Here is a 26,700-nt window from a genome sequence, read left to right as displayed (position 1 = left end):
CGTCGCTGGCGGACTACGTGGGCCGCATGAAGGAGGGCCAGGAGGCCATCTATTACGTCTACGGCGAGAGCCGGAAGGCGGTGGCGGACAGCCCGCACCTGGAGGCGCTGAAGCAGCGCGGCTACGAGGTGCTCTTCATGACGGACCCGGTGGACGAGTGGGCCGCGCAGGGCCTGCGCGAGTTCCAGGGCAAGCAGCTGGTGTCCGCGCTCAACGCGGACCTGAAGCTCCAGTCCACGGAGGAGGAGAAGAAGGCGAAGGAGCAGGTGTCCGAGGGGCTCAAGGGCCTGACGGAGAAGATGAAGGACGTGCTGAAGGAGGACGTGCGCGAGGTGCGCGTGTCGGACCGGCTCACGGACTCGCCGGTGTGCCTGGTGGTGTCGGAGGGCGGCACGCCGGCCTACCTGGAGCGCCTGCTCAAGGAGCGCGGCAAGGGGATGCCGCGCATCAAGCGCATCCTGGAGGTCAACCCCAAGCACCCGGTCATCGAGCACCTGCGCGGCCTGCTCGCGAGCAATCCGTCCTCGCCGCAGGTGGGCGAGTGGATTGAGCTGCTCCACGACCAGGCGCTGCTCACGGAAGGAAGCCCGCTGAGCGACCCGAACCGCTTCGCCCGCCGCATGACGGCGCTGCTCACGCAGGTGGCCTCGGGCGCGGGCAACGGCATCCCGGCCGCCCAGGTGCCGCCGCCCGCCGCGACGACGGCGCAGACGCAGACGCAGTCCAGCTGAGTGACGGCCCATGGCGTGGCGGGAGCGATGCACCCGCTACGCCTGGGTCGATGAAGCGGCCGCGAGTGCGCGGGTCACAAGACCCGCCACGCGCTTTCGCGGACTTCAAGCCTGCTTCAGGTCCGCGAGCAGCGCCTCTCCGGTCCACGCGCGGCGGTTGCCGCCCTCGGCCTCACGGATGAGCGCCACGAGCCGTGCGTTCACCGGCGTGGACACGCCGTGTTGCTGGCCCAGGCGGACGACCTCGCCGTTGAGGTAGTCCACCTCCGTCTTGCGGCCCGCGTGCAGGTCGTCCCACATGGACGAGCGGGCCTTCGGATCGATGGCGAGCATCTTCTTCGCCAGCACGCCGAACACCGCGTCCGGAGCGGCCAGCAGCAGGGGAATCCATCCCGGCGGCAGCGGCGTCAGCTTCGCGGGCTTCACCCCGGCACGTCGCAGCACCGCCAGCGCCTCGCCCTGCGCGAGCGCCAGGCACCGCCGCCACGCGCGCTGGGACAACTCCTCCTTCAGCGGCAGGTCCGCCAGCGCGTTGAGCGCGTTGTTCAGGTTGAACAGCAGCTTCGCCCACTGCACCGCGACGATGTCCGCGTGCTGCTTCAGCGGCAGCCCCGCGCGGCTGAAGGCCTCCACGAACGGCGCGAGCACGGCGTGCCGCTCCACCTCCAGCGTGCCCTCCGAACCCGCGTGAAAGTGCCCCTGCCCCTGCGCCGCGACGTTGAAGGGCACCATCCCCGTGAGCACCGTGCGGCCGGGCAGCAGGCCGCGCAGCACCTCCGCGTTGTGAAGCCCGTTCTGGAAGCTGATGACGATGGCCCCGGGCTTGAGCCGCGCCGCGAGCGTCCGCCCCGCCTCCTCCGTCGCCGCGGACTTCACCGTGACGAGCACCAGGTCCGCCGTGGCCAGCGCGTCCGGCTCCGTGTCGATGCGCACATCCGCCACGTTCACCTTCAGGTCCGCGCCCTGCCAGTCCGTCAGGCGCAGGCCATGCGCGCGCACCTCCGCCACCACCCGCTCGCGTCCAATGAAGCGCACCGTCGCGCCCGTCGCGGCGAGCCGCCCTCCCACGTAACAGCCGATGCTGCCCGCGCCGAAGATGCAGAGCTCAGGGGTCGAAGCCATGGGCGCGCATCGTGTCACGTCGCGGGCCACACCACGACGATGAGCACGTCCCACAGCGCATGGCTCACCCAGGATGCCAGGGGCGTGCGGCGCCACTCGGCCAGCGCGCCCCAGGCCAGCGACGTGGGCAGCGCGGCCAGCGCCAGCAGCGGCTCACCGAAGCCCAGCAGCACGGCGCTCGACAGCACCGCGGACCCGGCGACGGCGCCCCACCGCCCCAGCCAGGAACGCAGCGCACCCTGCACCCATCCGCGCCAGAACAGCTCCTCCGCCGGGACGAGCAGCAGCACCAGGGCCAGCGCCATGCCTGGCGACCCCGTGCCGAACGTCGAATAGATGGATTGCAGCGGCCCGCAGAGCGCGTCGGTGAAGCCTCCACAGAAGGCCCACAGGAAGGCCCGAGCGCCCGCGTACAGCACCACCGCTTGGGCCACGCCCCACGCGGTATCCGGCAAGGACAGGGAGGGAGGCGGCCTGCGCCAGGGGCCCATCGCCCGCCACGTCACCGCGAGCCACACGGCGCAGAAGACGGAAGCGACGGCGAAGAAGCGCGGCGGATGCACGTGCACCAGCGCCGTCCAGGCCAGCACACCGCCCACGGCCACGGCCCGCCAGAACGGCAGGGCCGCGTCACGCACGGGCGGCGGTCCAACGGGGGAAGCAGTCATCGCGCGCGGCAGCGTACCCCGGCGCGATGGACGCCGGCGGGCACGTTCACGCGTGCACCGCCGGCGGAGCGCTTCACGTCACTGCGGGAGGCACGCGCCGCTGCCCGCGCTGTCGCTGACGCAGCGGTAGCCCGTGCGGCACGTCCCCTGCGGGTTGCTGCTCGACGGCGTGCAGGACGCGAAGCAGTAGGCGGTGGCGCCCCGGTCGTTGCTGTAGCAGGCAGAGCCCGACGGGCAGCTGTCCGTCACGCAATCCTGGGTGCAGTAGCCGCCCGGGAAGCTGGTGCCGGTGAGGCACAGGCCGTCCGTGCCGCACGCGCCGTTGGTGGTGCAGGCGCCGCCAATGGTCGACGTGGGCGTGTGGTCTTCGTCCGACTGGTACGGCACCAGCGTGAAGCTGACGCCGCTGGTCGTCTTGCCCTTGGTGACCGTCACGGTCTCCACCTGGGTGGTGTCGCGCCAGAAGCCCACGCGGTCGCCGTCGTCGAAGAAGTCCCCTTCGCCGGTGTCGTCGATGGACGCCAGCACCAGGTAGTCACGCGGGGTGATCTTCGCGCTGTAGTTGTACCCGTTGGTGCCGGACACCGTGCCGATGCCGTCGTCGTCGATCTGCACCTCGCCCGCGGCGTCCAGGTACGCGAACGCGATGACCGCGTCCTTCTCATCCGTGGCGCCCACGCGGAACTTCACCAGCACCTGCGCGTTGCCCGCACCGGACGCGCCGGTCAGGTCGATCTGCGCCACGTAGCTGCCCGCCGCCAGCGAGCCCGGGGTGACGCTCACGTTCAGCGCCGCGGACTTGTACGCGGGAATCGACAGCGACGTGCTGGAGACGGACACCGCGGAGGCGTTGGTGCCGGAGACGGCCACGCTCACCTGCAGCGTGCCGCCGCCGTTGTTGCGCACCGACAGCGCCTGCGACGCCGAGCCGGTGAAGGACAGCTGCGTGGTGCTGATGGCCAGCTTCGGGGGCAGCGTCGGGTCCCCGCCGCCCTTGGCGCGCAGCACGGCGGCGTACGCGTCCACCAGGCCCGCGCCGCAGCCCTCGGAGCACTGGCTGGTCGTGTCCGCGGTGTCCTTCAGGATGGCCTCCACGTCCGCCGTCGTAAGTTTTTCTCCCTTCGCTTCCGCCTGCGCCAGCATCAGCGCCACGATGCCCGCCACGTGCGGGGTGGCCATGCTGGTGCCCTGGTACCACTCATACGAAGGCTGGTTGCTGCTGTTGGGCAGCGTGGACAGCACGCCGTCCGGGAAGGCGTCGCCGTTGCGGTCCTCGCTCGTCTGGCCGCCGGTGGCCATCACGTCCACCTGCGAGCCGTAGTTGGAGTAGCTGGCGCGCTTGCCGTTGAAGCGCACCGCGCCCACGCAGATGACGTTCTGCTGGTTGCACGGGAAGCTGGAGGAGGTGTTCTCGTTCTCGTTGCCCGCCGCCACCACCAGGATGGCGCCGCGCGTGTTGGCCGCGTTGATGGCGGTCTGCATCTCCGCGGACGCGGAGCCGTTGCCGCCCAGGCTCATGTTGATGACCTTCGCGGGCGTGGTGTTCACGCGCACGCCGGGCACGGTGCCGCCGCTGGCCCAGGTGATGCCCGCGATGATGTCCGCCAGCGAGCCGCCCTGCGTGCCCAGCACGCGCACCGGCAGGATGTTGCGCCCGGACCAGGTGACCCCCGCCACGCCCACGCCGTTGTTGGACGAGGCGCCGATGGTCCCCGCCACGTGCGTGCCGTGGTACGACGAGCCGCCGTTGGGCAGGTCCTTGCCGTTGTCCGTGGGGTCCGCATCCACGCCGTCGCCGTCGCCCGCGTTGGCGATGCTGGAGATGAGGTCCACGCCGGGCAGCACGCGCGAGTTCAGGTCCGGATGGACCGTGATGCCCGTGTCCAGCACCGCCACGACGATGGACTCACTGCCCGTGCCCAGGTCCCAGGCCGCCGGCAGGTTCATGTTCTTGTAGTGCCACTGCCGCGCGTAGAGCGGATCATTCGGCACGTTGAGCGCGCGCACGCGCAGGTTGCTCTCCGCGTTCTGCACGCCCGGCACCGCCTGCACGGCCTGCAGCACGCGCACGTGCTCCGCCTCCGTCAGCGCGCGCACGTTGGGCGCGCCGCCGGACATCGCCTGCGGCTGGCTCACCTCGTAGCGCAGCAGGTGCTGCGTCTCGCTCAGGAAGGCCTGGTGCACGACGTGGTAGCCCGCGACGCGCGCCTGCGCGACGGCCTCTTCCGCGGACAGGTTCGGCGTGTCGAAGTGGATGATGATCTCACCCGGCAGCAGCGACGCGTTGTGCGACAGCGGCTTGGACGGGATGCCCGTGCGCCACACGCCCCGCGCCGCCAGCGCGCTGGAGACCTTCTGGGACAGGTCCTTCGCGCCGGGCAGGGAGAAGAACGCATCCAGCGACGACCCGGCGTTCGCACCGGCGGAGCCAGCCTGGAACGGCTGCAGGGTGCCCGTCACGGTCCCCTTGGTCGAAGTCGTGTCGGTGTCGTCGTCATCGTCTTTGTTGTCGCCGGGACAGGCCGCGAGACCGAGCAATCCCAGGAGGGCAAGGCGACGGAGCATGAACGGATTCCTTGAAGAGCGAGTGTGTGCGTCCGACCCTAGGTCCGCTGCGGGCAACGCGTCCAGCGCTCCAGGGCCCGGCTGGCTGGTCCCCTTCTCCATTTCATCCCACACGGGTGCCGCATGTTGCCTGGGAGGCAACGCGCTGCTTCACGGGCAGCCGGGAGGACTATCGCCCCAGGTCCTGCAACACGGCTTGCGCCGCGCGGCGCCCGGACGCGAGCGCTCCGTCGATGGAGGCGTTCTCGCGGTGGTCACCGCACACGTAGAGCCCCGCGGCCAGCCGCACGGGCCGGTGCGGCTCCACCAGCGCGGACGGCGGCTGCGCGGGCAGCGCGTGCGGAATGGCATACGTGCGCAGGTGGCGCCACGCGGACACCGCCGGGCCGAACCACTCCGTCAGCTGCGCACGCACGCGCGCCTCCAGCGAGTCCGCGCCGCCCGCGTCATCCACCACCGACACGGACACCAGCGCCTGGCCCTTCGGCGCGTACGCGGCGGAGACCTCGCTCATCACCGCCACGTTGTTCACGGGCCCCCGCCCCTCGCCGTCGAGCACGAGCCAGGGCCCCTCCACCGGCGGCTCCGGCGCCGCGAAGTACAGGCACGTCACGCGGTTCATCCCCGGCGCCGGCATGCCCACGAGCAGCGACGCCGCGCTGTGCGGATCCGTCGCCACCACGACGGCGTCCGCGTGCAGCATCTCCCCGCCCGGCAGGCGCACGCGGTGCCCCCACGCCTCCTCCACGCGCACGCGCATCCGCAGCGCGCCCGACGGCAGCTTCTCCGCCAGCTGCGCCGGGATGGCGCCCATCCCCTGCTCGGGGACGGCCGCGTAACCCGTCGCGAACATCCGGAACACGAACTCCAGCATCCGGCTGGACGTCGTCAGCCCGCGCTCCAGGAAGATGCCGCCAAGGAAGGGCGTGAAGAACGCGTCGACCATCTCCTCGGAGAAGCCCAGGTCGCCCAGGAAGCGCCGCGACGCCTGCTGGGGCCGCTGCCACAGGTCCCCCAGCTCCCCGGACGTGGCGTGCTGCCGCAGCTCCAGCACGCGCAGCTTGTCCGCCAACCCACCCGGCGCGTCGAACAGATGTGACACCGCCGTGACGGGATGCCGCAGCGGGTCCGCCAGCGTGTGCAGCCGCCCACCCCGCCACACCTTCGCGCCTGGGATGAAGCGTTGGAGCGACAGGGCCTTGAGGTCCAGCACCCGCCGTCCTTCCGGGTAGGCCGTGAGGTACACCTGGAAGCCCCGGTCCAGGAGGAACCCCTCGTGCGAGTCGGTGCGCACTCTTCCACCCGGTGCGTCCCCTGCTTCCAGCACGTGGGCATCCACGCGCGCCTCCAGCAGCGCCGTCGCGCACGCCAGGCCCGCGAGCCCCCCACCCACCACGATGACCCCGGGCCGCTTCGCCATGGTCCGCCTCCCGTCCAGCGAGCGTGCGGACCCTGGCTTGATAACGCCAAGACGTGCAAGCGAGACTCTGGTTCGGTTGCGGGCATCCGACAGTTACGGCAAAGGTTTTGCCGTGCACGATGCTCCAGGCACACCCACGCGGGCATCCGCCCGCGTGTCCTTTGGAGAGAAAGAGCAGGAGTACCCCCATGTTGATCGTGATGCGCCCCGACGCGACGGCCCAGGACATCGAGCGAGTGAACGATGAGATCCGCCGCCGCGGCTGGCATCCGCATGCGATCCCAGGGGGCTCACGCACCGCCATCGGCATCACCGGCAACCCCGGCGCGGTGGAGCCGGAGCCCTTCCGCGTGCTGCCCGGCGTCGCGGACGCCATCCCCATCTCCCAGCCGTTCAAGCTGGTCAGCCGCGAGGTGAAGGCGGAGGACAGCCAGGTGCGCGTGGGCGACCTCACGCTCGGTGGCGCGGCCATCCACGTCATCGCGGGCCCCTGCTCCGTGGAGTCGCGCGAGCAGATCATCTCCACCGCCCAGGCGGTGAAGAAGGCGGGCGCCACCATGCTGCGCGGCGGCGCGTTCAAGCCCCGCACCAGCCCCTATGAGTTCCAGGGCCTCAAGGGCGACGGCCTGGCGCTGCTGGCGGAGGCGCGCAAGGAGACGGGCCTGCTGGTGACGACGGAGGTGAAGGACACGGCGACGCTGGCCGCCGTCGCGGACCACACCGACATCCTCCAGGTGGGCGCGCGCAACATGCAGAACTTCAGCCTGCTGGAGGCGGTGGGCGAGACGCGCAAGCCCGTGCTGCTCAAGCGCGGCATCAGCGCGACCATCAAGGAACTCTTGATGGCGGCCGAGTACATCGTCGCGCGCGGCAACACCCAGGTCATCCTCTGCGAGCGGGGCATCCGCACGTTCGAGAACATGACGCGCAACACGCTGGATTTGAACGCGGTGCCCATGCTGAAGGCGCTCACGCACCTGCCGGTGTTCGTGGACCCGTCGCACGGCATCGGCGTGCGCAAGGCCGTCCCCGCGATGATGCGGGCCGCGGTCGCCGCGGGCGCGGATGGCCTCATCGTGGAGGTGCACCCGGATCCGCCGCGCGCGAAGTCGGACGGCTTCCAGTCGCTGGACTTCTCCGAGTTCGAGAAGGCCATGGGCGAGGTGCGTGCCATCGCCGCCGCGATGGGACGCGAAATGGTCAGGCTGGGATAGACCATGACGCTCAAGGAAGCGCTGGGCAGGGTGGTGAGCCGGCGCGACCTCTCCCGCGAGGAGATGGCCTCTGTCATGGGCCAGATGCTCGCGGGCGAGGCATCCGCCGCGCAGGTGGGCGCGCTGGCGGCCGCGCTGCGCATGAAGGGCGAGACCGAGGACGAAATCCTCGGCGCGGCGGAGGCCATGCGGGCCTGCGCGGCGAAGATTGCTCCCCAGGCGGAGGTGGTGCTCGACACCTGCGGCACGGGGGGTGATGGGGCGCACACCTTCAACATCTCCACCGCGGTGGCCTTCGTGGCCGCCGGGGCGGGGGCGACGGTGGCCAAGCACGGCAACCGCGCGGTCTCCAGCCGCTGCGGCAGCGCGGACGTGCTGGCGGCACTGGGCGTGTCCATGGAGCGGGCGCACGCGCAGGTGGCGCGCGACATCGACGAACACGGGGTGGGCTTCCTCTTCGCGCCCTCGCACCACAGTGCCCTGAGGCACGTGGCGCAGGCGCGCAGGGACCTGGGCTTCCACAGCGTGTTCAACCTGCTGGGGCCGCTGACGAACCCGGCGGGGGCGCGCTACCAGCTCCTGGGCACGTTCGACCGGCAGCGCGTGGAGCAGACCGCGCGGGTGCTGGGGCGGCTGGGCAGCCGGCGCGCCTGGGTGGTGCACGGGCACGACGGGCTGGATGAGATTTCCCCCTGCGCGCCCACGGAGGTCGCGGAGCTGTGCGCGGACGGCACCGTGCGCCGCTTCACCGTGACGCCGGAGGACGCGGGTCTGTCCACCGTGCCGCGCGAGTCCATCGCGGGAGGCGACGCGGAGGAGAACGCGAAGCGCCTGCGCGCGCTGCTCGCGGGAGAGCGCGACGGCGTGCGCACGGCGGTGCTGCTCAACGCGGCCGCCGCGCTGCTCATCGTCGGAATGGTGGACACCCTGAAGGAAGGCGTGAAGCGGGCCGAGCACGCCATCGACTCCGGGGCCGCCGAACGCAAGCTCGCGGCGCTCATCCAGAGGGTCGCGGCATGACGACCTCCTCGTCAGCCGCGAAGCCGGTGGACGCGCCGGGCACGCTGGACGTCATCATGGCGCGCAAGCGCCGGGAGCTGGGCACGCGCCCTCCTCCCACGCACGGCGCGCATCCCCCGGCGCGGGACTTCGCGCAGGCGCTGGTGCGGCGCGTGCTCGGACATCCGGTCAACGTCATCGCGGAGGTGAAGCGCAAGAGCCCCTCCGGCGGCGCGTTCCCTCACGCGGACGTGGTCGCGGTGGCCCGCTCCTATGAGGCCGCGGGCGCGTGCGCCATCAGCGTGCTCACCGACGGGCCGGACTTCGGCGGCAGCCTGGAGGACCTGGTCGCGGTCCGGGCCGCCGTCTCCATCCCCGTGCTGCGCAAGGACTTCCTCGTCGCCGCCAGCGAGGTGGAGGAGAGCGCGGCCTGGGGCGCGGACGCGGTGCTGCTCATCGCGGATGCGCTCGGGGACTCGGAGCTCCGGGAGATGATCTCCGCCGCGAAGCAGGTGGGCGTGGCCGCGCTCGTGGAGGCCCACACGGAGGCGCACGCCGAACGCGCGCTCGCCGCGGGCGCGAGCATCATCGGCCTCAACAACCGCAACCTCGCCACGCTGAAGACGGACACCGGCACCGCGCTCCGGGTGATGCCCGCGCTGCGCTCCCGGTCCACCGCCCTGGTGGCGGAGAGCGGCCTCAAGAACCTCGCGGACCTCACCGCCGCGCGCGACGCGGGCGCCAACGCCGTGCTCGTGGGCGAATCCCTCCTGCGGGACGCCGACCCCGGCCGCGCCCTGCGACGGCTTTTGGGCCTGGAAGGCGGCGGGACATGAACGTCCTCGTGAAGGTCTGCGGCGTGACGCGCGTCGCGGACGCGAAGGGCGTGTGGGCCGCGGGCGCGGACGCCATGGGGCTCAACTTCCATCCGGCCTCCCCCCGCTTCGTGGAGCTGTCCACGGCCGCGGAGCTCGGGCGCACGCGGCCTCCGTTGGCCGCGATGGTGGGCGTGTTCGTCAACGCGAAGCCGGAGGACATCCGCGTGCGCGTGCGCGAGTGCGGCCTCACCGCCGTGCAGCTCCACGGCGACGAGCCCCCCGAGGCCTGCTCCGGCTACGGCGTGCCCGTCATCAAGGCGCTGCGCGTGCGCGGGCCGGACGACGTGGCGAAGGCCCGGAGCTACGTGGGCGCGGGCGACGTGGCGGGGCTGCTGTTGGACGGCGCGGCCCCGGGCTACGGCGGCGGCGGCGTCACCTTCGACTGGTCGCTGGTGAAGGAGCTGGCGGACTGCGGACTGCCCGTGCTGGTGGCGGGCGGCCTCAAGCCCTCCAACGTGGCCGAGGCCGTGAAGGCCACCCGGCCCTACGGTGTGGACGTGGCCAGCGGGGTGGAGTCCTCCCCTGGCATCAAGGACCTGGACGCGGTGCGCGCCTTCGTGCGCACGGTCCGGTCCCTCAACCTCTGAGGAGTCGAGCCATGACGACGGACACTGCCGTGGGCCGCTTCGGCCGTTACGGCGGACGCTATGTGCCGGAGACCCTGGTCCCGGCGCTGCTGGAGCTGGAAGAGGCCTACGCGAAGGCGCAAGCGGACGCGTCCTTCGGAGAAGAGGTCACGCGCGTGCTGCGTGAGTACGTGGGCCGCCCCACCACGCTGACGCCCGCGCACCGCCTCACGGAGTCCTGGGGCGGCGCGAACGTGTGGCTCAAGCGCGAGGACCTGGCGCACACGGGCGCGCACAAGATCAACAACACCGTGGGCCAGGTGCTGCTCGCCCGGCGCATGGGCAAGAAGCGCATCATCGCGGAGACGGGCGCGGGCCAGCACGGCGTGGCCACCGCCACCGCGTGCGCGCTCTTCGGCCTGCCCTGCGAGGTGTTCATGGGCGCGCTGGACGTGGAGCGCCAGGCGCTCAACGTCTTCCGCATGCGCGCGCTGGGCGCGGTGGTGCGGCCGGTGGAGTCCGGCTCGCGCACGCTCAAGGACGCGATGAACGAAGCCATGCGCGTCTGGGTGTCGCAGGTGCAGGACACCTACTACGTCATCGGCAGCGCGGCGGGCCCGCACCCCTACCCCACCATCGTGCGCGACTTCCAATCCGTCATCGGCCGCGAGATCCGCGCCCAGACGATGGCCACCCTGGGCCGGCTGCCGGACGCCATCATCGCGTGCGTGGGCGGCGGCTCGAACGCCATCGGCGCGCTGCATCCGTTCATCCCGGACACGGCGGTGCGGCTCGTGGGCGTGGAGGCCGCGGGCCACGGCCTGGACTCCGGCCAGCACGGCGCGTCGCTGACGCTGGGCACGGAGGGCGTGCTGCACGGCTCGCGCTCGCTGGTGCTCCAGGACGAGCACGGCCAGATTCAAGAGGCGCACAGCATCTCCGCCGGCCTGGACTACCCGGGCGTGGGGCCGGAGCTGGCGCACCTGGCGAAGACGGGGCGCATGGAGGTGCGCACCGCGACGGACGACGACGCGCTCTCCGCCTTCTACGAGGTCGCGCGCACGGAGGGCATCCTCCCCGCGCTGGAGACATCGCACGCGTTCGCGGCGGCGCGCTCGCTGGCCCGCGACCTGGGCAAGGGCAAGCACCTGGTCATCAACTGCTCGGGCCGGGGCGACAAGGACGTGGCGACCATCTCGGCGCGAGGCGTGCCGCCGGCGACGGGGGTGAAGTCATGAGCACGGAATTGGGCAAGGCGTTCGCGAAGGCGAAGGCGCGCGGAGAAGGCGCGCTGGTGGCGTACGCGATGGCGGGTGACCCGGACCTGCCGAAGTCCGTGGACGTGTTCGCCGCGATGGTGGAGGGCGGCGCGGACGTGCTGGAGATTGGCGTGGCGTTCAGCGACCCCATCGCGGACGGCCCCGTCATCCAGGCCGCCTCCGAGCGCGCGCTGAAGGCCGGCGCCACCCTGCGCCGCGTGCTGGACGAAGTCGTCCCGGAGGTGCGCCGCCGCTGCCCGGAGACGCCGCTGGTCATCATGACGTACGTCAACGTCATCATGGCCATGGGTGAGGAGCGCTACGCGAAGCTCGCGCGCGAGCGGGGCATCTCGGGCACCATCCTCCCGGACCTGCCGCCGGAGGAGAGCGCGGGCATCCGCGCCGCGTTCGACAAGGAGGGCGTGGACCTGGTGCCCCTGTGCGCGCCCACCACGCCGCCCGCGCGCGCGGAGGCCATCGCGAAGGACGCGCGAGGCTTCGTCTATTGCGTGTCCGTGGCGGGCGTCACCGGCATGCGCGCGGAGCTGCCGCCGGACCTGTCGCAGCGGCTGGACCTGGTGAAGCGCGCCGCGTCCGTGCCGGTGGTGGCGGGCTTCGGCATCTCCAACGCGGACACCGCCCGGCCGCTGGTGGCCCACGCGGACGGCGTCGTGGTGGGCAGCGCGATTGTGAAGGCCGCCCACTCGGACGGCCCGGCCGCCGCGAAGCAGCTCTGCGCGGACATCAAGCGCGGCCTGAAGCGCTAAGGTTCGGCTCCGCGCGCCGGCACGTCGCCGGCGCCAGGAGACCGGACATGCAAAGCCAGCCAACCCTGGGGCCCACCCTCGAAACGCCGCGCCTCATCCTGCGTCCGCCCACCCTCCAGGACCTGGACGGCTTCGTGGCCATGATGGCGGACGAGGAGACCGCGCGTTACATCGGCGGCCTCCAGCCCCGCTCCAACGTGTGGCGCGCCGTCTGCGCCATGGCCGGCTCCTGGGTGCTCCAGGGCTTCGCGATGTTCTCCGTGTTCGAGAAGGCCACCGGCAAGTGGGTGGGCCGGCTGGGCCCCTGGCAGCCCGCGGACTGGCCGGGCCCGGAGGTGGGCTGGGGCCTGTCGCGCGACGCGTGGGGCAAGGGCTACGCGACGGAGGGCGCGGCGGCCACCATCGACTGGGCCTTCGACCACCTCGGGTGGACGGAGGTCATCCACTCCATCTCCCCGCCGAACGAGCCCTCGAAGCAGGTGGCCCGCCGGCTGGGCTCGCGCCTCCTGCGCATGGGAATGCTGCCGGCGCCCTACAACGACCACGAGGTGGAGATCTGGGGCCAGAGCCGAGAGGAGTGGCGGACACGCAAGCGGTAGTACAGATTGGCGCCATGAACTCTCGCGCGCCCCAGCTGGTCCTCGTCCGTCACGGTGAGACGGAGTGGAGCCGCAGCAGCCAGCACACCGGCCGCACGGACCTCCCGCTGCTGGAGGAGGGCCGTCAGATGGCGGAGCGGCTCCGAGCGCCGCTGGGCAAGTGGCGCTTCGCCGCCGTGTGGACCAGCCCGCTGACGCGCGCCCTGGAGACGTGCGTGCTCGCGGGCTACGGCGACGTGGCGCAGAAGAAGGACGACCTCATGGAGGTCAACTACGGCGACTACGAGGGCCGCACCGGCGCGGACATCCGCACCACGCGCCCGGGCTGGACGCTGTGGAAGGACGGCGTCCCCAACGGCGAGACGCTGGAGGAGGTGGGCGCCCGCGCGGACCGCATCATCGCGGAGGCGCGAGCGCTCCAGGACGACGTGCTCCTCTTCTCGCACGGGCACATGCTGCGCATCCTCGCCGCGCGCTGGCTGGGCCTGCCCCCGGACGGAGGCAGGCTGTTCCACCTGGGCACCGCGTCCCTGAGCGTGCTGGGCTCCGAGGCCGGCGGACAGCAGCCGGTCCTCGTGAGCTGGAACGACACCACGCACCTGAAGGACTGAAGGCCCGCTACAGCTTCCCCTCCAGGAAGTTCTTCACCAGCGACGGGCCCTCCGGCGTCAGCACGCTCTCCGGATGGAACTGCAGGCCCACCACCGGACGCGTGCGGTGGCGCAGCGCCATCACCAGGCCATCCTGGCTCCACGCCGTGGCCTCCAGCTCCGCGGGCATGGAGTCCGCCGCCACCACCAGCGAGTGGTAGCGCGCCGCCTGGAAGCCCTGCCGCACGCCGGTGAAGACGCCGGTGCCTTCATGGCGGATGTGGGCCGCCTTGCCGTGCACCGGCTCCGGCGCGCGCACCACCTGCCCGCCGAACGCCGCGCCAATGGACTGGTGGCCCAGGCACACGCCCAGCACCGGCACGCGCGACTGGGAGATGGCCGCCACGCTCACCCCGGCCTCGTGCGGCGTGCACGGCCCCGGGGACACCACCAGGTGGGACGCCCCCGACGCCGCGATGCCCGCGACGTCCAGCGCGTCGTTGCGCACCACCTTCACCTCCGCGCCCAGCGTGTAGAGCAGCTGCACCAGGTTGAAGGTGAACGAGTCGTAGTTGTCGATGACGAGGATCACCGCCCACCTCCTTCGCGAGCCAGGCGCAGCGCGGCGGCCATGGCGCCCGCCTTCGCCTCCGTCTCGTCCGCTTCCTTCATGGGGTCCGAGTCCGCCACCAGCCCCGCGCCAGCGGTCCACATCGTGCGGTCGCCGTCCACGAAGAAGGTGCGCAGCGCGATGGCCACGTCCAGCGTGCCGCAGAAGGACAGGTAGCCCACCGCGCCGGCATAGGGCCCGCGCCGCATGGGCTCCAATTCGTCGATGATCTGCATCGCGCGAATCTTCGGCGCCCCGGACACGGTGCCCGCGGGGAAGGTGCTCGCCAGCGCGTCCAGCGCGTCGAAGCGCGTCGTGTCCAGCTTGCCGCGCACCTGGGACACGATGTGCATCACGTGGCTGTAGCGCTCGATGATCATCAGGTCCTCGATGCGCACCGTGCCCGGCGCGGCCACGCGGCCCACGTCGTTGCGCCCCAGGTCCACCAGCATGATGTGCTCGGCGCGCTCCTTCTCGTCCGCGAGCAGCTCCTTCTCCAGCGCCTGGTCCTCGGCCTCGGAGCCGCCCCGGCGCCGAGTGCCCGCGATGGGCCGCACCACCACGTCCCCGTCGCGCACCTGCACCAGCAGCTCCGGCGACGCGCCCACCAGCGCGCGCGCCTCGCCCAGATCCACCAGGAACAGGTACGGCGAGGGGTTCACCCGCCGCAGCGCCCGGTAGAGAGATAGCGGCGGGATGGCGCCCTGCGCCTCGAACCTGCGCGCGAGCACCGCCTGGAAGCAGTCGCCCGCGCGCACGTACTCCTTCACCTTGTCCACCGCGCGCGCGTAGCCCTCGCGGTCCCAGCACGCGACGGGGGCCGGCGCGTTCTTCTGCGCGGGGGCGGCCGCGTAGGCCTCCGGCGGCAGCGGCCGGCGCAGCCGCTCCGCCATTCCTTCCGCGCGCGCCTCCGCGTCCTTCAGCGCCGCCGCGACGCTGCCGTGCAGCGCGGGCCGGGCAATCGCGATGGCCTTGAGCGTCTGGGTGCGCGTGTCGTGGGTGACGAAGTCCTCCGCGATGAGCCACTCGGAGTCCGGGAAGCCCGTGTCACGCGGGTGGCGGTCCGGCACGCTCGGCTCGAACCACGACGTGGCGTTGTAGCCCAGGTAGCCCACGAGCCCGCCCAGGAAGGGCGCCTCGCCCGGCAGCGTCGCCACGGACAGCTCACGCCACAGCGTGCGCAGCACGTCCAGCGGCCGGCCCTCGCGCCGCTCCTCGTGCGAGCCACGCCACAACGTGAGCCCGTCCCGGTCCAGCCGCACGCGGCCCGCCGGGTTCACGCCCACGTGGCTGTAGCGCCCGAAGCGCTCGCCGCCGTAGCACGACTCGAGGATGAAGCCGCGGCTTCCACTGCCCAGCTTCAGGTATGCCGACAGCGGCGTGTCCAGGTCCGCCGGCAACTCCACCGTCACCGGCACCGCCTGTCCCGCCTCCGCGCGCTGCCGGTAGGCTGCCTTCCGCTCCTGCGCATCCATGGTCGATTGCCCTGACCCCTCTTCCATCACCCGGAGGGGCGCCCGGGTGCCCGGCCTTCCGGGCCCTGCACCTACGGCTTCGCGACGGGTTTCGCCTGGGCGAACACGCCGTCCTTCCACTGATAGACCTCGCGCTCCGTAACCTTCCGCGGCTTGCCTTCTTCCTCTTCCTCGACACTGGTGCGCACCACCAGCGCCCGCTTCGCGGCTGGCTGGAAGGAGACCGTGAACGTGCTCTCGTTCGGAGGGTCCATCAGCCCGCCCAGCTCCAGCGCCAGCTTCGCCTTGCCCAGCACGCCCGGCTTCCCATTGGATCCGGTGTAGCTCACATAGGACGTGACGAAGTCGCCACAGCGCTCCGGCGAGGAGTCCAGCTGAAGCAGCGTCACGCCCGCCTGCGACGCGGGGACCAGCGTCACCGTCACCGGCCCGCCCAGCCCGCCGCCGTAGTCCGTGGACGCCACCGCCACGTCCACGCTGCTCACCCGGCGCGGCGGCTTCACGTTCGGCTCCAGCACGCGCACGCGCGCCTTGAACTCGTTGCTCATCACCACCGTGGCCACTTCCAGCTCGCCGTCCCCGTCCAGGTCGGCCTCGAAGCGGAACGGCGTGAGCGTGTTGCCGAAGACCCAACCGGTGACAGGCGCGGCCTTCGCGTCCACGACGGACACCTGGTACCAGGTGTTGATGTACTCTCCGACCTTCGCGCGAGCCCCCACCTTCAGCACCTTCACGGGCGTGCCCAGCATCAGCGTCTGCACCACGCCCGCGTCCGCCGCCGCGCTCGCGCGCAGGTTCGCCTCGTCCACGCCAAGGTAGAGCGTCTGGCCCGCCGTGAAGGCGGTGAACGAAAAGCCTTCCGGATCCGGCGCTCTCTCCTCCGTCAGCGGGGAGCTGTATTCGAGCACCGCGTCCGGAGCCGGGGTGGACTGCGCCAGGGTGAGGGACAGGAGGAGCGCGGGCGTCAGCATCACGAAAGGGTCCGGAAGTGGAGGTTGCCGGGTTTATCCCCCGTCCACGCCCACCATCCAAGGGGCCCTCCGGTCCCTGGCTTCGTCGTTTGGATCGCAAGCAGGGCCCGCACGGACGCCCGCCCCCTTGTCAGCGGAGCGCCGGGGGAGGCTGGGCCGTGGGTGGCCCCTGTCCCAAGGTCTCGTTACCTCTAGGGAACCGTGGCCACCGCGACCCACCAGGAACGAACGCCGCTGGTTTCCGTGACGCCACAGGGGCTGTACTGCCAGGCGGGGAACTTCCACATCGACCCGTGGCGTCCGGTGGAACGGGCGCTCGTCACGCACGCGCACGGCGACCACGCCCGGAGCGGCAGCAAGCGCTACCTGGGAGCACGCCCCGGATTGGGTCTGCTCCAGCGCCGGCTGGGCACGGACGCGGTCATCGACACGCTGGAGTACGGCGAGCCGCTGAAGGTCGGCGACACCACCGTGAGCTTCCACCCCGCGGGCCACGTGCTGGGCAGCGCGCAGATCCGCGTCGAGCACCGGGGCGAGGTCTGGGTCATCTCCGGCGACTACAAGCGCACGCCGGACCCCACGTGCGCGCCCTTCGAAGTGGTGCGCTGCCACACCTTCATCACGGAGGCCACGTTCGGTCTGCCCATCTACCGCTGGGATGACACGGGCCTCGTGGCCCAGGACATCCTGCGCTGGTGGGACGCGAACCGCGAGGCGGGCCGCTCCGCGGTGCTCTTCTGCTACGCGCTGGGCAAGGCGCAGCGCCTGTTGGCGGAGCTGGGCAGGCTCACGGACCGGCCGGCCTACGTGCACGGCGCGGTGAACGGGCTCGTCACCGCGTACCGCGAGGCAGGCATCGCCATGCTGCCCACGCAGCTGGTGTCGGAGACGGAGAAGGGCACGTCCTTCGCGGGCGCACTGGTGCTGGCGCCGCCGAGCGCGGCCGGATCCACGTGGATGCGCCGCTTCGGCGAAGCGGAGACGGGCTTCGCGTCCGGGTGGATGCGCGTGCGAGGCAACCGCCGCCGCCGGGGCTACGACCGGGGCTTCGTGCTCTCCGACCACGCGGACTGGCCGGACCTGCTGCGCACGGTGGCGGACACGCAGGCGGAGAAGGTGCTCGTCACGCACGGCTACACCGACCCGCTGTCTCACTACCTGCGGGAGCGGGGCGTGGATGCCTCGCCGCTCGCGACGCCCTTCGAAGGCGAAGCGGAGGACTGACGCGTGCGAGCCCTGGCCGACCTGTACGACACGCTCGACCAGACGACCTCCACCAACGCGAAGGTGGATGCGATGGCGCGCTACTTCCGCACGGCGCCACCGGAGGACGCAGCCTGGGGCCTGTTCTTCCTCACGGGTCAGAAGCTCAAGCGGCTGCTCACGTCGAAGCTGCTGGCGGGCTGGACGATGGAGCTGACGGGCGTCCCGGACTGGCTCTTCGACGAGGTCTACGCGTCGGTGGGAGACCTGGCGGAGGTGATTGCCCTCTTGCTCGACGGAGCGAACCTCCCGCCCGAGCACGCCGAGGAGCTGCCCCTCTCCCGCTGGCTGGAAGAGCGCCTCTTGCCCCTGCGAGGCCTGGACGCGGCGGAGCAGCGCGAGCGCGTGGTGGGCTGGTGGAAGTCCATGCCCCGCCGCGAACTCTTCCTCCTCAACAAGATGCTCACAGGCGAATTGCGAGTGGGCGTGTCCAACACGCTGGTGGTGCGAGCCATCGCGCAGGTCACGGGCCTGCCGCCGCCCAGCGTGGCGCACCGGCTGATGGGCACCTGGACGCCGACGAAGGCGTTCTTCGAACAGCTCGTCGCACCGGACGTGTCGGACGGGCACGTGTCGCGCCCGTATCCCTACTACCTCGCGTCGCCATTGGAGCAGCCCGCGGAGTCGCTGGGTGAATTGAGTGACTGGCTCGTCGAATGGAAGTGGGACGGCATCCGGGGCCAGCTCATCCGCCGCCAGGGCGATGTCTTTCTTTGGAGCCGTGGTGAAGAGCTGCTCACCGAACGCTTCCCCGAAATCACCGAGGCCTCCCGCGCCCTGCCCGAAGGCACGGTGCTCGACGGCGAGGTGATGGCCTACGAGGACGGCACGCCCCTGCCCTTCGCCCGGCTCCAGCGCCGCATTGGCAGACAGAAGCTCACGCCCAAGGTGCTCGCGGAGTCCCCAGCGGCATTCATCGTCTACGACCTGCTGGAGCAGGACGGGAAGGACCTGCGCGAGCTGCCCCTGCGCGAGCGCCGGGCAAGACTCGAGGCCCTGCTCAAGGACCACCCACGCTTCCCCATCTCGCCCTCGGTGACGGCGGAGTCGTGGGAGGAACTGGCGGAGCTGCGCAAGGAGTCGCGCACGCGCAATGTGGAAGGCCTGATGCTCAAGCGCCTCGACTCCGTCTACCAGACGGGCCGCAAGCGCGGTGACTGGTGGAAGTGGAAGATCGACCCGTACACGGTGGACGCGGTGCTGCTCTACGCGCACCCGGGCCACGGCCGGCGCTCGTCGCTCTACACGGACTACACGTTCGCGGTGTGGAACGGAGAGGACCTGCTGCCGGTGACCAAGGCCTACTCGGGCCTCACCGACGAGGAGATTGGCCGGCTGGACCGGTGGATCCGCGCCCACACGCGGGAGAAGTTCGGCCCGGTGCGCTCGGTGGATCCGGAGCAGGTGTTTGAGCTGCACTTCGAAGCCATCGCCCCGTCGCCGCGCCACAAGTCGGGCATCGCCCTGCGCTTCCCGCGCATCGCCCGCTGGCGCGCGGACAAGACGGCGAAGGACGCGGACACGCTCGATTCACTCAAGGGGCTGCTCCATGCAGCCCACTAGACCGCGCCGCAATCACATGCGCGGCAAGCACGCGCCGGAGAAGCAGGGGGAAGCCCCCAGGAAGACCCGAGCGAAGCGGCCCGCGCCCCGAAGCCCATCCCCATACAAAGGCGCGCCCCTGGCGCAACTGCGCCAATGGTTCGCATCCAGGAACTGGAAACCCTACGCCTTCCAGGAGGAGGCCTGGGCCGCCTACGCACGAGGAGCCAGCGGCCTCATCCACGTGCCCACCGGCGCGGGAAAGACCTACGCGGCCTACATCGGTCCGCTGGCGGACGCGGCGGAGCACAACGAGAAGGGCCTCCAAATCCTCTACCTCACGCCGCTGCGAGCCGTGTCGCGTGACGTGGAGCAGGCCCTGCGTGAACCACTGATGGCCCTGGACGCGGACCTGGAGGTGGAGAGCCGCACGGGCGACACGTCCTCCTCCGTGCGTCAAAGACAGCGCGAACGCCTGCCGCAGGTCCTCATCACCACGCCGGAATCGCTGTCACTCCTCCTGACGCAGGAGCAGGCCGCGGAGAACTTCGCCTCGCTGCGCGCCGTCATCGTGGACGAATGGCACGAACTGCTCGCCTCCAAGCGGGGAACCCAGGTGGAGCTGGCCCTGGCCCGCCTGCGCCACTTCGCTCCAGGCCTGCGCATCTGGGCGCTGTCCGCCACGCTCGCCAACCTGGACGAAGCCGCGCGCACCGTCGTCGGCACGGACCGCAAGCCCACGCTGGTGAGCGCGGACCTCCAGCGCCCGGTGGACGTGGAGACGCTACTGCCGGAAGAAGTCGACACCTTCCCGTGGGCCGGGCACCTGGGCTTCTCCATGCTGCCGCGCGTGGCGGAGTGGCTGGACCCCACGCAGTCCACGCTGCTCTTCACCAACACGCGTTCACAAGCAGAGCGCTGGTTCGAAGGCCTGCGCTTCCTGCGCCCGGAATGGGAGCACCTGCTCGCGCTGCACCACGGCTCCATCGACCGCGAGGAGCGCGAGCGCGTGGAGGGAGGCCTCAAGGACGGAAGCCTGCGCCTCGTCGTGTGCACGTCCTCGCTGGACCTGGGCGTGGACTTCGGCCCGGTGGAGCGCGTCATCCAGATAGGCAGTCCCAAGGGCATCGGCCGCACCCTCCAGCGCGCGGGCCGCAGCGCGCACCGCCCCGGCGCCACGTGCCGCATCCTCTTCGTCCCCACGCACGCGCTCGAACTGGTGGAGATGGCCGCCGCCCGCGACGCCATCGCGCAGCGCGAGGTGGAGCCGCGCACGCCGCTGTCCAAGCCGCTCGACGTGCTGGCCCAGCACCTGGTGACGTGCGCGCTGGGAGGAGGCTTCACCCGCGAGGCCCTGCGCGACGAGGTCCGCACCGCCACGAGCTACGCGTCCCTCACCGACGAGGAGTTCGACTGGGCCCTCGCCCTGGTGCGCGAAGGCGGCCCCACGCTGCGCGCCTACCCGGAGTTCCGCCGCGTCGTGGAGGTGGACGGCCGCTTCCGCGTGCCCGACGCGCGCCTCGCCCGGCTGCACCGGCTCAACATCGGCACCATCACCTCGGACGCGTCCGTGCAGCTGCGCTACTGGAGCGGCGGCACGCTGGGCACGGTGGAGGAGTCCTACGTCAGCCGCCTCAAGCCCGGGGACACCTTCCTCTTCGCGGGGCGCCGTCTGGAGTTCAGCCGCTTCAAGGACATGACGGCCTACGTGAAGCCCGCGAAGGCCAAGGCCACCCAGACGCCGCGCTGGGGTGGCAGCCGCCTGCCCCTGTCCACCTCGCTCGCGTCCGCGATGCGCCGCACGCTGGAGGCCGCGCGCCAGGGCGACGTCACCCGGGACGAGGTCGCCGCCGCGTGGCCCATCCTCGATGCCCAGGCCCGCCTGTCGCGCATCCCCGGCGACGCAGGCTGTCTGGCGGAGACCTGCCGCACGCGGGACGGCTACCATCTCTTCCTCTATCCCTTCGAAGGAAGGCTCGTGCACGAGGGCCTGGCCGCGCTCCTCGCCCTGCGCCTCACGCGCCTGCAGAAGGCCACCTTCAGCCTGTCCGTGAACGACTACGGCCTGGAGCTGCTCACCCCCACGCCCTTCCCCTTCGACGAGGCCCTGCGCCCGGCCCTCTTCACCCGCGAGCACCTGGTGGAGGACATCCTGGAGAGCGTGAACCTGAGCGAGCTCGCGCGCCGGCAGTTCCGGGACATCGCGCGCGTGGCCGGCCTCGTGATGCCGGGCCTGCCCGGGGCGCGCAAATCCACCCGCCAGGTCCAGGCCAGCGCCGCCCTCCTCTATGACGTCTTCGTGAAGTACGACCCGGACAACCTCCTGTTGCGCCAGGCGCGCCGCGAGGTCCTGGAACATCAGTTCGAACAGGGCCGGCTCACGCGCACCCTGGAACGCCTGGAGGCGCACCCCGTCGAGGTCGTCCACGTCCACCGGCCCTCGCCGCTGGGGTTCCCCCTGGTCGTCGAGCGCATCAGCGCGAGCGTGTCCAACGAATCCCTGCTGGAGCGCGTGCAGCGCCTCAAGGAGCGATGGTCCCAGGCCGATGCCAGACCCGCGTAGCGGACGCGGACGTGGAGCTGCTACCGGAACGGGCCTTGCACTGGCCCGAGGCCGGCGTGCTCGCGGTGGCCGACCTGCACTGGGGCAAGACGGAGTCCTTCCAGCAGCACGGCATCCCCCTCCCCCTGGGGGTCCTGGATGACGACCTGACCCGGCTCTCCGCCGCCCTCACCGCCACCAGCGCCCGGCGCCTGCTGTTGGTGGGGGACCTGGTCCACTCGCGGCAGGGGCTCACCGGCGACGTCATCAGCCGCGTGAATACCTGGCGCGAAACCCATGCTTCACTAGAAGTCGTGCTGATACGCGGCAACCACGATCGCCACGTGCGGACCCTTCCGCCCTCCTGGAGGATGGAGGATCGCGCGGAGGTCTTGGATGAAGGCCCGTTCCGCTTCGCCCACCACCCGGAGCCGGCCGCCGGGCGCTACGTCTGGGCCGGGCACCTGCACCCCATGGTGCGGCTGTCGGGCGGGGCGGACCGGCTGCGGCTGCCCTGCTTCCACCTGGGCCCTGGCGTGGGCGTGCTGCCCGCGTTCAGCGCCTTCACCGGCGGTATGGACATGCGCCGGGGCAGGAAGGACCGAGTCTACGCCGTCGCCGGCACCGCCGTGGTGGAGGTCTAGCACTATCAGTAGCCCCGCTTCATGCGTGGCGCGCACCGTCGCACCCTGTAGCGCGCCACCTGAAAGGGATTGATCCCCAGAGGGAAGAGGCCCCTCGCGCAAAGCTCCCTTCCGATCGCCAGAAGCGGGATTCATCACCGCTCGCGGACAACTTGTCGCAACCGCCCCGGAAGGTGCTAAGCGCTCCTTATTCCCACTCCCCACAGAATGGTTGACACTGCCGTGCTCATGAATGATGGTCCCGCGCCGCATTGGGTCGGGAAGTTCATGAGGGACCCGCGCCCACGGCACCATCCTAGAGGTTCGTTGGACGTGACTGCCTTGCCGTCTGAGCGCCAGGAGCCACCGCCCGCCCGGTCCACCGGGACCGGGACGGCCCCGCTGACTTCCGCGCCGGACGGTTTTCCTGCGTCCACCCCTGCTTTCATGTCGCCTTCAGTCCCCTTGCCCCTGGTCCTGGTATGAGCGGCCCTCTCTTCCCACGCTGGACGAATACGGTGTCGCGCCTGTCGGCCGCGATGCTCCTCGCCGTGCCCGCCATCGCCATCGGCGGCCTCCTGGCCTACGTGCGCTCGCCGCTCGTGACCAATCAGGCCCGCCCGGTGGAACAGCCCATCGAGTTCGACCACCGGCACCACGCCGGTGACGAGCAGATCGACTGTCGCTACTGCCACTGGACGGTGGAGAAGTCCCCGTCGGCGGGCATTCCCTCCACCACCGTGTGCATGTCCTGCCACGCGCAGGTGTGGAACAAGAGCCCGTACCTCACCGAGGTCCGCAAGGCGTTCTTCGCTGACCAGCCCATCCCCTGGGTCCGCGTCCACAACCTGCCGGACTTCGTCTACTTCAACCACTCCATCCACGTGGGCAAGGGCGTCGGCTGCGCCACCTGCCACGGTCGCGTGGATCAGATGGGCGCCATCGAGCAGGCCGCCCCGCTGACGATGAGCTGGTGCCTGGATTGCCACCGCGACCCCGGCCCCAACCTCCGGCCCCCGGAGTTCATCACCAGCATGACCTGGGCGCCTCCGACGGAGAAGGCGGAAGCCTCGGCCCTCGCCGAGAAGCTCACCAAGGAATACGACGTTCACTCGCGCACGAGCTGCTCCACATGCCACCGATGAACACCAAGCCTGACAGCGCGCCCGCGCAGGAAACCCCCTCGTCCTTCGCGCTCCCGGTCGTCTCGGGCCGCAACGAGGCCGCCCCCCACGCGCACGCCCACGACGACGTCGTGACCGAAGCGCTCGAGCACGCCTCCACCCGCGCTGTCGCGGGTGAGAGCGGGTACGGCAAGACGTACTGGCTCGGCCTGGAGGAGAAGCTCGCCACGCCGGAGTTCCTGGAGGAGACCCGCCCGGAGTTCCCCGTCGGCGCGGACCTTCCCCCCACCGGCTTCGCCCGCCGCGAGTTCATGCAGCTCTTGGGCGCGTCGCTCGCCCTGGCCGGCGCCACCGCGTGCAGCACCCGTCCGCAGGATGAGCGGATGGTGGCGTACACGAAGACGCCGCCGGAAGTGACCCCCGGCAACCCCCTGCACTACGCGTCCGGCATGACGCTCGGAGGCCACACCTCCGGCCTGCTGATCACCGCGCGCGAAGGCCGCCCGGTGAAGATCGAAGGCAACCCCCAGCACCCCATCAACCAGGGCGCTGCCGGCGTCTTCGAGCAGGCGTTCCTGCTCTCGCTCTATGACCCGCAGCGCGCCCGCGTGCTGCGCCAGGGCAACAACCCCCGCTCGCTGCGCGCGCTGGCCGAGGACGTCTCCACCCTCGTCAGCCAGAAGGCCGCGGCGGACGGCGGCAGCCGCCTGCGCTTCCTCACGGAGCCCATCAGCTCCCCGACGCTGCGCGACGTGGTGGGCCGCATCCAGAAGAAGCTGCCCAACGCGCGCTTCCACACGTTCTCGTCCATCACGGACTCCGCCGCCGCCGAGGCGAACCGCGCCCTGTTCGGCCAGCCGGTCCAGGCCCTCTACGACCTGACCCGCGCGGACATCATCGTCTCCCTGGACGCGGACTTCCTGGAGAGCCGCCCGGAGAACCTGGCCCTCAACCGCCAGTTCGCGGACCGCCGCGACCCGAAGAACGGCGAGCTCAACCGCCTGTACGTGGCCGAGCCCCGCATGTCCATCACGGGCGGCATGGCGGACCACCGCAAGCGCGTGAAGTCCGCGGAGATCTTCGGCATCGCCGCCGCGCTGGCGCAGGCCGTGGGTGGCGCCGCCGCCAGCCTGGGCTCCGCCGCCTCCGGCAAGGCCGGCTCGCTGAGCCCGGAGACCCAGTCGTGGGTGCAGGCCGTGGCCCAGGACCTCAAGTCCAAGGCCGGCCGCTCCGTGGTCATCGCCGGTGAGCGTCAGCCCGCCGCCGTGCACGCGCTGGCGCAGGCCATCAACGCCGCGCTGGGCAACGTGGGCACCACCGTGAAGGTCGTCCCGGCCGCCGCGCCGGAGGCCTCCGGCCTGGCGGAGATCCGCGCGCTGGTCGCGGACATCCAGGCCGGCAAGGTGGACACGCTGGTCATCACCGCCACCAACCCCGTCTACGCCCTGCCGGTGGACGCGGGCCTGGCGGAGGCGCTCGACCCCAAGCTGAACGCCAACCGCAAGGCGCTGTCCGTCCTGTACGCGGGCCACTACGAGGACGAGACCTCCAAGTTCGCCGACTGGTTCGTGCCCCTGGCGCACCAGCTGGAGACCTGGAGCGACGGCCGCGCGGTGGACGGCACCGTCAGCATCGCGCAGCCCCTCATCCAGCCGCTCTTCAACGGCGTGCCGGAGATGGAGCTGTTCGCGCTGTTCCTCGACGAGCCCTTCCGCCCCGCGTACCAGATGGTGCGCGACTACTGGGCCGCGCAGGGTGGCGAGGCCGGCCGCGCCGACTTCGAGACCCGCTGGGAGACCTGGGTCTCCGAGGGCGTCGTCCCCGGCAGCATCGCCGCCGCGCTGACGGCCACCCCGGACACGGGCGCCGCCTCGCAGCTGGTCGCCGCCTACCAGCCGCCCGCGGCCGGTGAGCTGGAGATCAACTTCGTCCACGACTACCGCGTGCTGGACGGCCGCTTCGCCAACAACGCGTGGCTCCAGGAGACGCCGGACCCCATCACGAAGATCGTCTGGGAGAACGCCGCCATCCTGAGCCCCGCCACCGCCAAGCGGCTGGGCCTGGAGAACAACCACGTCGCGGAGCTGGAGTACGGCGGCCGCAAGCTGCAGGTCCCCGTCACCATCCTCCCCGGCAACGCGGACGACACCGTCACCGTGGCGCTGGGCTACGGCCGCACCGGCCTGCACGAGGTCGTGGCCAAGGACATCGGCTTCAACGCCAACCAGCTGCGCAGCGTGAACGCCCCCTGGTTCGACGGCGGCGCCAAGCTGACCAAGGTCCGCGGCAGCCACAAGTTCGCCCGCACCCAGTACCACTGGCGCATGGAGGGCCGCCCGCTGGCGCTCGACATGGCCATCAGTGAGCTCAAGCACCCGTCCAAGGCCACCGAGCACGTGCTCGAGGTCGTCCAGGCGAAGTACGAGCTGGGTAAGCGCAACAACCTGCCGGACTTCCCGTACGCCACCAAGCCGGAAGAGGGCTACAAGTGGGGCATGTCCATCGACCTGTCGCGCTGCACGGGCTGCAACGCGTGCGTCGTGGCGTGCCAGGCGGAGAACAACATCCCCGTCGTCGGCAAGGAGCAGGTGGGCCGCGGCCGTGAGATGAACTGGCTGCGCATCGACCGCTACTTCCAGGGCGATGAGAACGACCCCGCCATGGTCATGCAGCCCGTCGCGTGCGTGCACTGCGAGAAGGCCCCCTGCGAGTACGTCTGCCCGGTGAACGCCACCGTGCACTCGGACGAGGGCCTCAACGACATGGTGTACAACCGCTGCATCGGCACGCGGTACTGCTCCAACAACTGCCCGTACAAGGTCCGCCGCTTCAACTACCTGCACTACACGCAGGGCAAGACGCCGACCGAGAAGATGCTGATGAACCCGGACGTCACGGTGCGCAACCGCGGCGTCATGGAGAAGTGCACCTACTGCGTGCAGCGCATCGAGCGGGTCCGCATCAACGCCCGCGTCGAGAAGCGCCTCATCCAGGAGAAGGAGCTCCAGACGGCGTGCCAGCAGACCTGCCCCACGCAGGCCATTGCCTTCGGCTCGCTGGCGGACCCCGCTCAGCGCGTCACCCAGCTCCACGAGGACGAGCGTGCCTACCGGCTGCTGCACGAGCTGGGCACCCGCCCCCGCACCGCCCACCTCATCCGCCTGCGCAACCC

The 26,700-nt window shown here is 71.2% G+C and carries 21 protein-coding genes and 1 pseudogene; 15 read left to right on the top strand and 7 right to left on the bottom strand.

Features of this window, described 5'->3' with window-relative positions; genetic code table 11:
- Nucleotides 1-731 (top strand): annotated as a pseudogene (locus D7X96_RS31650) (molecular chaperone HtpG); the annotation flags it as partial.
- Between the two features lie 105 nt (nucleotides 732-836).
- On the opposite strand, the gene D7X96_RS31645 reads toward D7X96_RS31650, so the two are convergent.
- The 4 genes from D7X96_RS31645 to D7X96_RS31630 form a co-directional block, all read right to left on the bottom strand.
- Nucleotides 837-1,853, bottom strand: a complete 1,017-nt coding sequence (locus D7X96_RS31645; protein WP_121771438.1) for a 2-dehydropantoate 2-reductase — start codon at nucleotides 1,851-1,853, stop codon at nucleotides 837-839.
- Between the two features lie 14 nt (nucleotides 1,854-1,867).
- Entirely contained in the window at nucleotides 1,868-2,491 is a 624-nt protein-coding gene (locus D7X96_RS31640) for a CPBP family intramembrane glutamic endopeptidase (RefSeq protein ID WP_244219796.1), read from the bottom strand.
- Between the two features lie 108 nt (nucleotides 2,492-2,599).
- Nucleotides 2,600-5,086 (bottom strand): S8 family peptidase, encoded by a 2,487-nt coding sequence (locus D7X96_RS40540; protein WP_244219795.1) that lies wholly within the window; start codon nucleotides 5,084-5,086, stop codon nucleotides 2,600-2,602.
- Between the two features lie 169 nt (nucleotides 5,087-5,255).
- On the bottom strand, nucleotides 5,256-6,506 hold the full coding sequence (locus D7X96_RS31630) for an NAD(P)/FAD-dependent oxidoreductase (RefSeq protein WP_208647412.1): 1,251 nt from the start codon (nucleotides 6,504-6,506) through the stop codon (nucleotides 5,256-5,258).
- A 188-nt stretch (nucleotides 6,507-6,694) separates the two neighbouring features.
- On the opposite strand from D7X96_RS31630, the gene aroF reads away from it, so the two are divergent.
- Genes aroF through D7X96_RS31590 form a run of 8 tightly spaced genes read left to right on the top strand, consistent with a single transcriptional unit; the run spans nucleotide 6,695 to nucleotide 13,399 of the window.
- Entirely contained in the window at nucleotides 6,695-7,720 is a 1,026-nt protein-coding gene (aroF, locus tag D7X96_RS31625; RefSeq protein WP_121723520.1) for a 3-deoxy-7-phosphoheptulonate synthase, read from the top strand.
- Nucleotides 7,721-7,723: 3 nt separating this feature from the next.
- Nucleotides 7,724-8,740 (top strand): anthranilate phosphoribosyltransferase, encoded by a 1,017-nt coding sequence (trpD, locus tag D7X96_RS31620; RefSeq protein ID WP_120551245.1) that lies wholly within the window; start codon nucleotides 7,724-7,726, stop codon nucleotides 8,738-8,740.
- Nucleotides 8,737-9,555, top strand: coding sequence for an indole-3-glycerol phosphate synthase TrpC (locus D7X96_RS31615; RefSeq protein WP_167510904.1), 819 nt, complete (start codon nucleotides 8,737-8,739; stop codon nucleotides 9,553-9,555). The genes trpD and D7X96_RS31615 overlap by 4 nt, the downstream gene beginning before the upstream one ends.
- Nucleotides 9,552-10,184: a phosphoribosylanthranilate isomerase gene (locus D7X96_RS31610; RefSeq protein ID WP_120551246.1), complete on the top strand. Its 633-nt coding sequence runs from the start codon at nucleotides 9,552-9,554 to the stop codon at nucleotides 10,182-10,184. Before D7X96_RS31615 ends, D7X96_RS31610 begins: the two co-directional genes overlap by 4 nt.
- A gap of 11 nt (nucleotides 10,185-10,195) precedes the next feature.
- Nucleotides 10,196-11,401 carry a tryptophan synthase subunit beta gene (gene trpB, locus D7X96_RS31605; RefSeq protein WP_121771436.1) on the top strand — a complete coding sequence of 402 codons (1,206 nt, stop codon included), beginning with the start codon at nucleotides 10,196-10,198 and terminating at the stop codon, nucleotides 11,399-11,401.
- A complete protein-coding gene (gene trpA, locus D7X96_RS31600) occupies nucleotides 11,398-12,189 on the top strand; it encodes a tryptophan synthase subunit alpha (protein WP_120551248.1) in 792 nt (263 codons plus the stop codon). Before trpB ends, trpA begins: the two co-directional genes overlap by 4 nt.
- A gap of 47 nt (nucleotides 12,190-12,236) precedes the next feature.
- On the top strand, nucleotides 12,237-12,788 hold the full coding sequence (locus tag D7X96_RS31595; RefSeq protein ID WP_121771435.1) for a GNAT family N-acetyltransferase: 552 nt from the start codon (nucleotides 12,237-12,239) through the stop codon (nucleotides 12,786-12,788).
- Nucleotides 12,789-12,802: 14 nt separating this feature from the next.
- Nucleotides 12,803-13,399, top strand: coding sequence for a histidine phosphatase family protein (locus tag D7X96_RS31590; RefSeq protein WP_120551250.1), 597 nt, complete (start codon nucleotides 12,803-12,805; stop codon nucleotides 13,397-13,399).
- A gap of 7 nt (nucleotides 13,400-13,406) precedes the next feature.
- Here D7X96_RS31590 and D7X96_RS31585 read toward each other — a convergent pair whose 3' ends face one another.
- The 3 genes from D7X96_RS31585 to D7X96_RS31575 all read right to left on the bottom strand — a co-directional run bounded on the left by D7X96_RS31585 (nucleotide 13,407) and on the right by D7X96_RS31575 (nucleotide 16,434).
- Complete coding sequence (locus tag D7X96_RS31585) at nucleotides 13,407-13,970, bottom strand: anthranilate synthase component II (RefSeq protein WP_120551251.1); 564 nt, start codon at nucleotides 13,968-13,970, stop codon at nucleotides 13,407-13,409.
- Nucleotides 13,967-15,463, bottom strand: coding sequence for an anthranilate synthase component I family protein (locus tag D7X96_RS31580; protein WP_121771434.1), 1,497 nt, complete (start codon nucleotides 15,461-15,463; stop codon nucleotides 13,967-13,969). Before D7X96_RS31580 ends, D7X96_RS31585 begins: the two co-directional genes overlap by 4 nt.
- A gap of 71 nt (nucleotides 15,464-15,534) precedes the next feature.
- Nucleotides 15,535-16,434, bottom strand: coding sequence for an SH3 domain-containing protein (locus D7X96_RS31575; RefSeq protein ID WP_121771433.1), 900 nt, complete (start codon nucleotides 16,432-16,434; stop codon nucleotides 15,535-15,537).
- Between the two features lie 201 nt (nucleotides 16,435-16,635).
- Here D7X96_RS31575 and D7X96_RS31570 point away from each other — a divergent pair, with 201 nt between their 5' ends.
- The 6 genes from D7X96_RS31570 to D7X96_RS31545 form a co-directional block, all read left to right on the top strand.
- Nucleotides 16,636-17,658 carry a ligase-associated DNA damage response exonuclease gene (locus D7X96_RS31570; RefSeq protein WP_120551254.1) on the top strand — a complete coding sequence of 341 codons (1,023 nt, stop codon included), beginning with the start codon at nucleotides 16,636-16,638 and terminating at the stop codon, nucleotides 17,656-17,658.
- A gap of 3 nt (nucleotides 17,659-17,661) precedes the next feature.
- Nucleotides 17,662-19,260, top strand: coding sequence for an ATP-dependent DNA ligase (locus D7X96_RS31565; protein WP_121771432.1), 1,599 nt, complete (start codon nucleotides 17,662-17,664; stop codon nucleotides 19,258-19,260).
- On the top strand, nucleotides 19,247-21,802 hold the full coding sequence (locus D7X96_RS31560) for a ligase-associated DNA damage response DEXH box helicase (RefSeq protein ID WP_121771431.1): 2,556 nt from the start codon (nucleotides 19,247-19,249) through the stop codon (nucleotides 21,800-21,802). Before D7X96_RS31565 ends, D7X96_RS31560 begins: the two co-directional genes overlap by 14 nt.
- Nucleotides 21,772-22,425, top strand: coding sequence for a ligase-associated DNA damage response endonuclease PdeM (pdeM, locus tag D7X96_RS31555; protein ID WP_121771430.1), 654 nt, complete (start codon nucleotides 21,772-21,774; stop codon nucleotides 22,423-22,425). The genes D7X96_RS31560 and pdeM overlap by 31 nt, the downstream gene beginning before the upstream one ends.
- Nucleotides 22,426-22,886: 461 nt before the next feature.
- Nucleotides 22,887-23,549, top strand: coding sequence for a cytochrome c3 family protein (locus D7X96_RS31550; protein WP_120551258.1), 663 nt, complete (start codon nucleotides 22,887-22,889; stop codon nucleotides 23,547-23,549).
- Nucleotides 23,546-26,700 (top strand): TAT-variant-translocated molybdopterin oxidoreductase (locus D7X96_RS31545; protein ID WP_121771429.1); only part of this gene is annotated, 3,155 nt, incomplete at its 3' end. The genes D7X96_RS31550 and D7X96_RS31545, both read left to right, overlap by 4 nt.

Source organism: Corallococcus interemptor, from assembly GCF_003668875.1.
In the GTDB taxonomy this organism is placed as follows: domain Bacteria; phylum Myxococcota; class Myxococcia; order Myxococcales; family Myxococcaceae; genus Corallococcus; species Corallococcus interemptor.
This window is presented reverse-complemented; position numbering and strand designations above follow the sequence as displayed.

What these genes read in the sequence shown, in the direction of transcription:
- pdeM (WP_121771430.1), top strand. Translation starts at nt 21,772, where the DNA reads ATGGTCCCAGGCCGATGCCAGACCCGCGTAGCGGACGCGGACGTGGAG.
- D7X96_RS31595 (WP_121771435.1), top strand. Translation starts at nt 12,237, where the DNA reads ATGCAAAGCCAGCCAACCCTGGGGCCCACCCTCGAAACGCCGCGCCTC.
- D7X96_RS31615 (WP_167510904.1), top strand. Translation starts at nt 8,737, where the DNA reads ATGACGACCTCCTCGTCAGCCGCGAAGCCGGTGGACGCGCCGGGCACG.
- D7X96_RS31645 (WP_121771438.1), bottom strand. Translation starts at nt 1,853, where the DNA reads ATGGCTTCGACCCCTGAGCTCTGCATCTTCGGCGCGGGCAGCATCGGC.
- trpD (WP_120551245.1), top strand. Translation starts at nt 7,724, where the DNA reads ATGACGCTCAAGGAAGCGCTGGGCAGGGTGGTGAGCCGGCGCGACCTC.
- D7X96_RS31610 (WP_120551246.1), top strand. Translation starts at nt 9,552, where the DNA reads ATGAACGTCCTCGTGAAGGTCTGCGGCGTGACGCGCGTCGCGGACGCG.
- aroF (WP_121723520.1), top strand. Translation starts at nt 6,695, where the DNA reads ATGTTGATCGTGATGCGCCCCGACGCGACGGCCCAGGACATCGAGCGA.
- trpA (WP_120551248.1), top strand. Translation starts at nt 11,398, where the DNA reads ATGAGCACGGAATTGGGCAAGGCGTTCGCGAAGGCGAAGGCGCGCGGA.
- D7X96_RS31580 (WP_121771434.1), bottom strand. Translation starts at nt 15,463, where the DNA reads ATGGATGCGCAGGAGCGGAAGGCAGCCTACCGGCAGCGCGCGGAGGCG.
- D7X96_RS31590 (WP_120551250.1), top strand. Translation starts at nt 12,803, where the DNA reads ATGAACTCTCGCGCGCCCCAGCTGGTCCTCGTCCGTCACGGTGAGACG.
- D7X96_RS31550 (WP_120551258.1), top strand. Translation starts at nt 22,887, where the DNA reads ATGAGCGGCCCTCTCTTCCCACGCTGGACGAATACGGTGTCGCGCCTG.
- D7X96_RS31575 (WP_121771433.1), bottom strand. Translation starts at nt 16,434, where the DNA reads ATGCTGACGCCCGCGCTCCTCCTGTCCCTCACCCTGGCGCAGTCCACC.
- trpB (WP_121771436.1), top strand. Translation starts at nt 10,196, where the DNA reads ATGACGACGGACACTGCCGTGGGCCGCTTCGGCCGTTACGGCGGACGC.
- D7X96_RS31560 (WP_121771431.1), top strand. Translation starts at nt 19,247, where the DNA reads ATGCAGCCCACTAGACCGCGCCGCAATCACATGCGCGGCAAGCACGCG.
- D7X96_RS40540 (WP_244219795.1), bottom strand. Translation starts at nt 5,086, where the DNA reads ATGCTCCGTCGCCTTGCCCTCCTGGGATTGCTCGGTCTCGCGGCCTGT.
- D7X96_RS31630 (WP_208647412.1), bottom strand. Translation starts at nt 6,506, where the DNA reads ATGGCGAAGCGGCCCGGGGTCATCGTGGTGGGTGGGGGGCTCGCGGGC.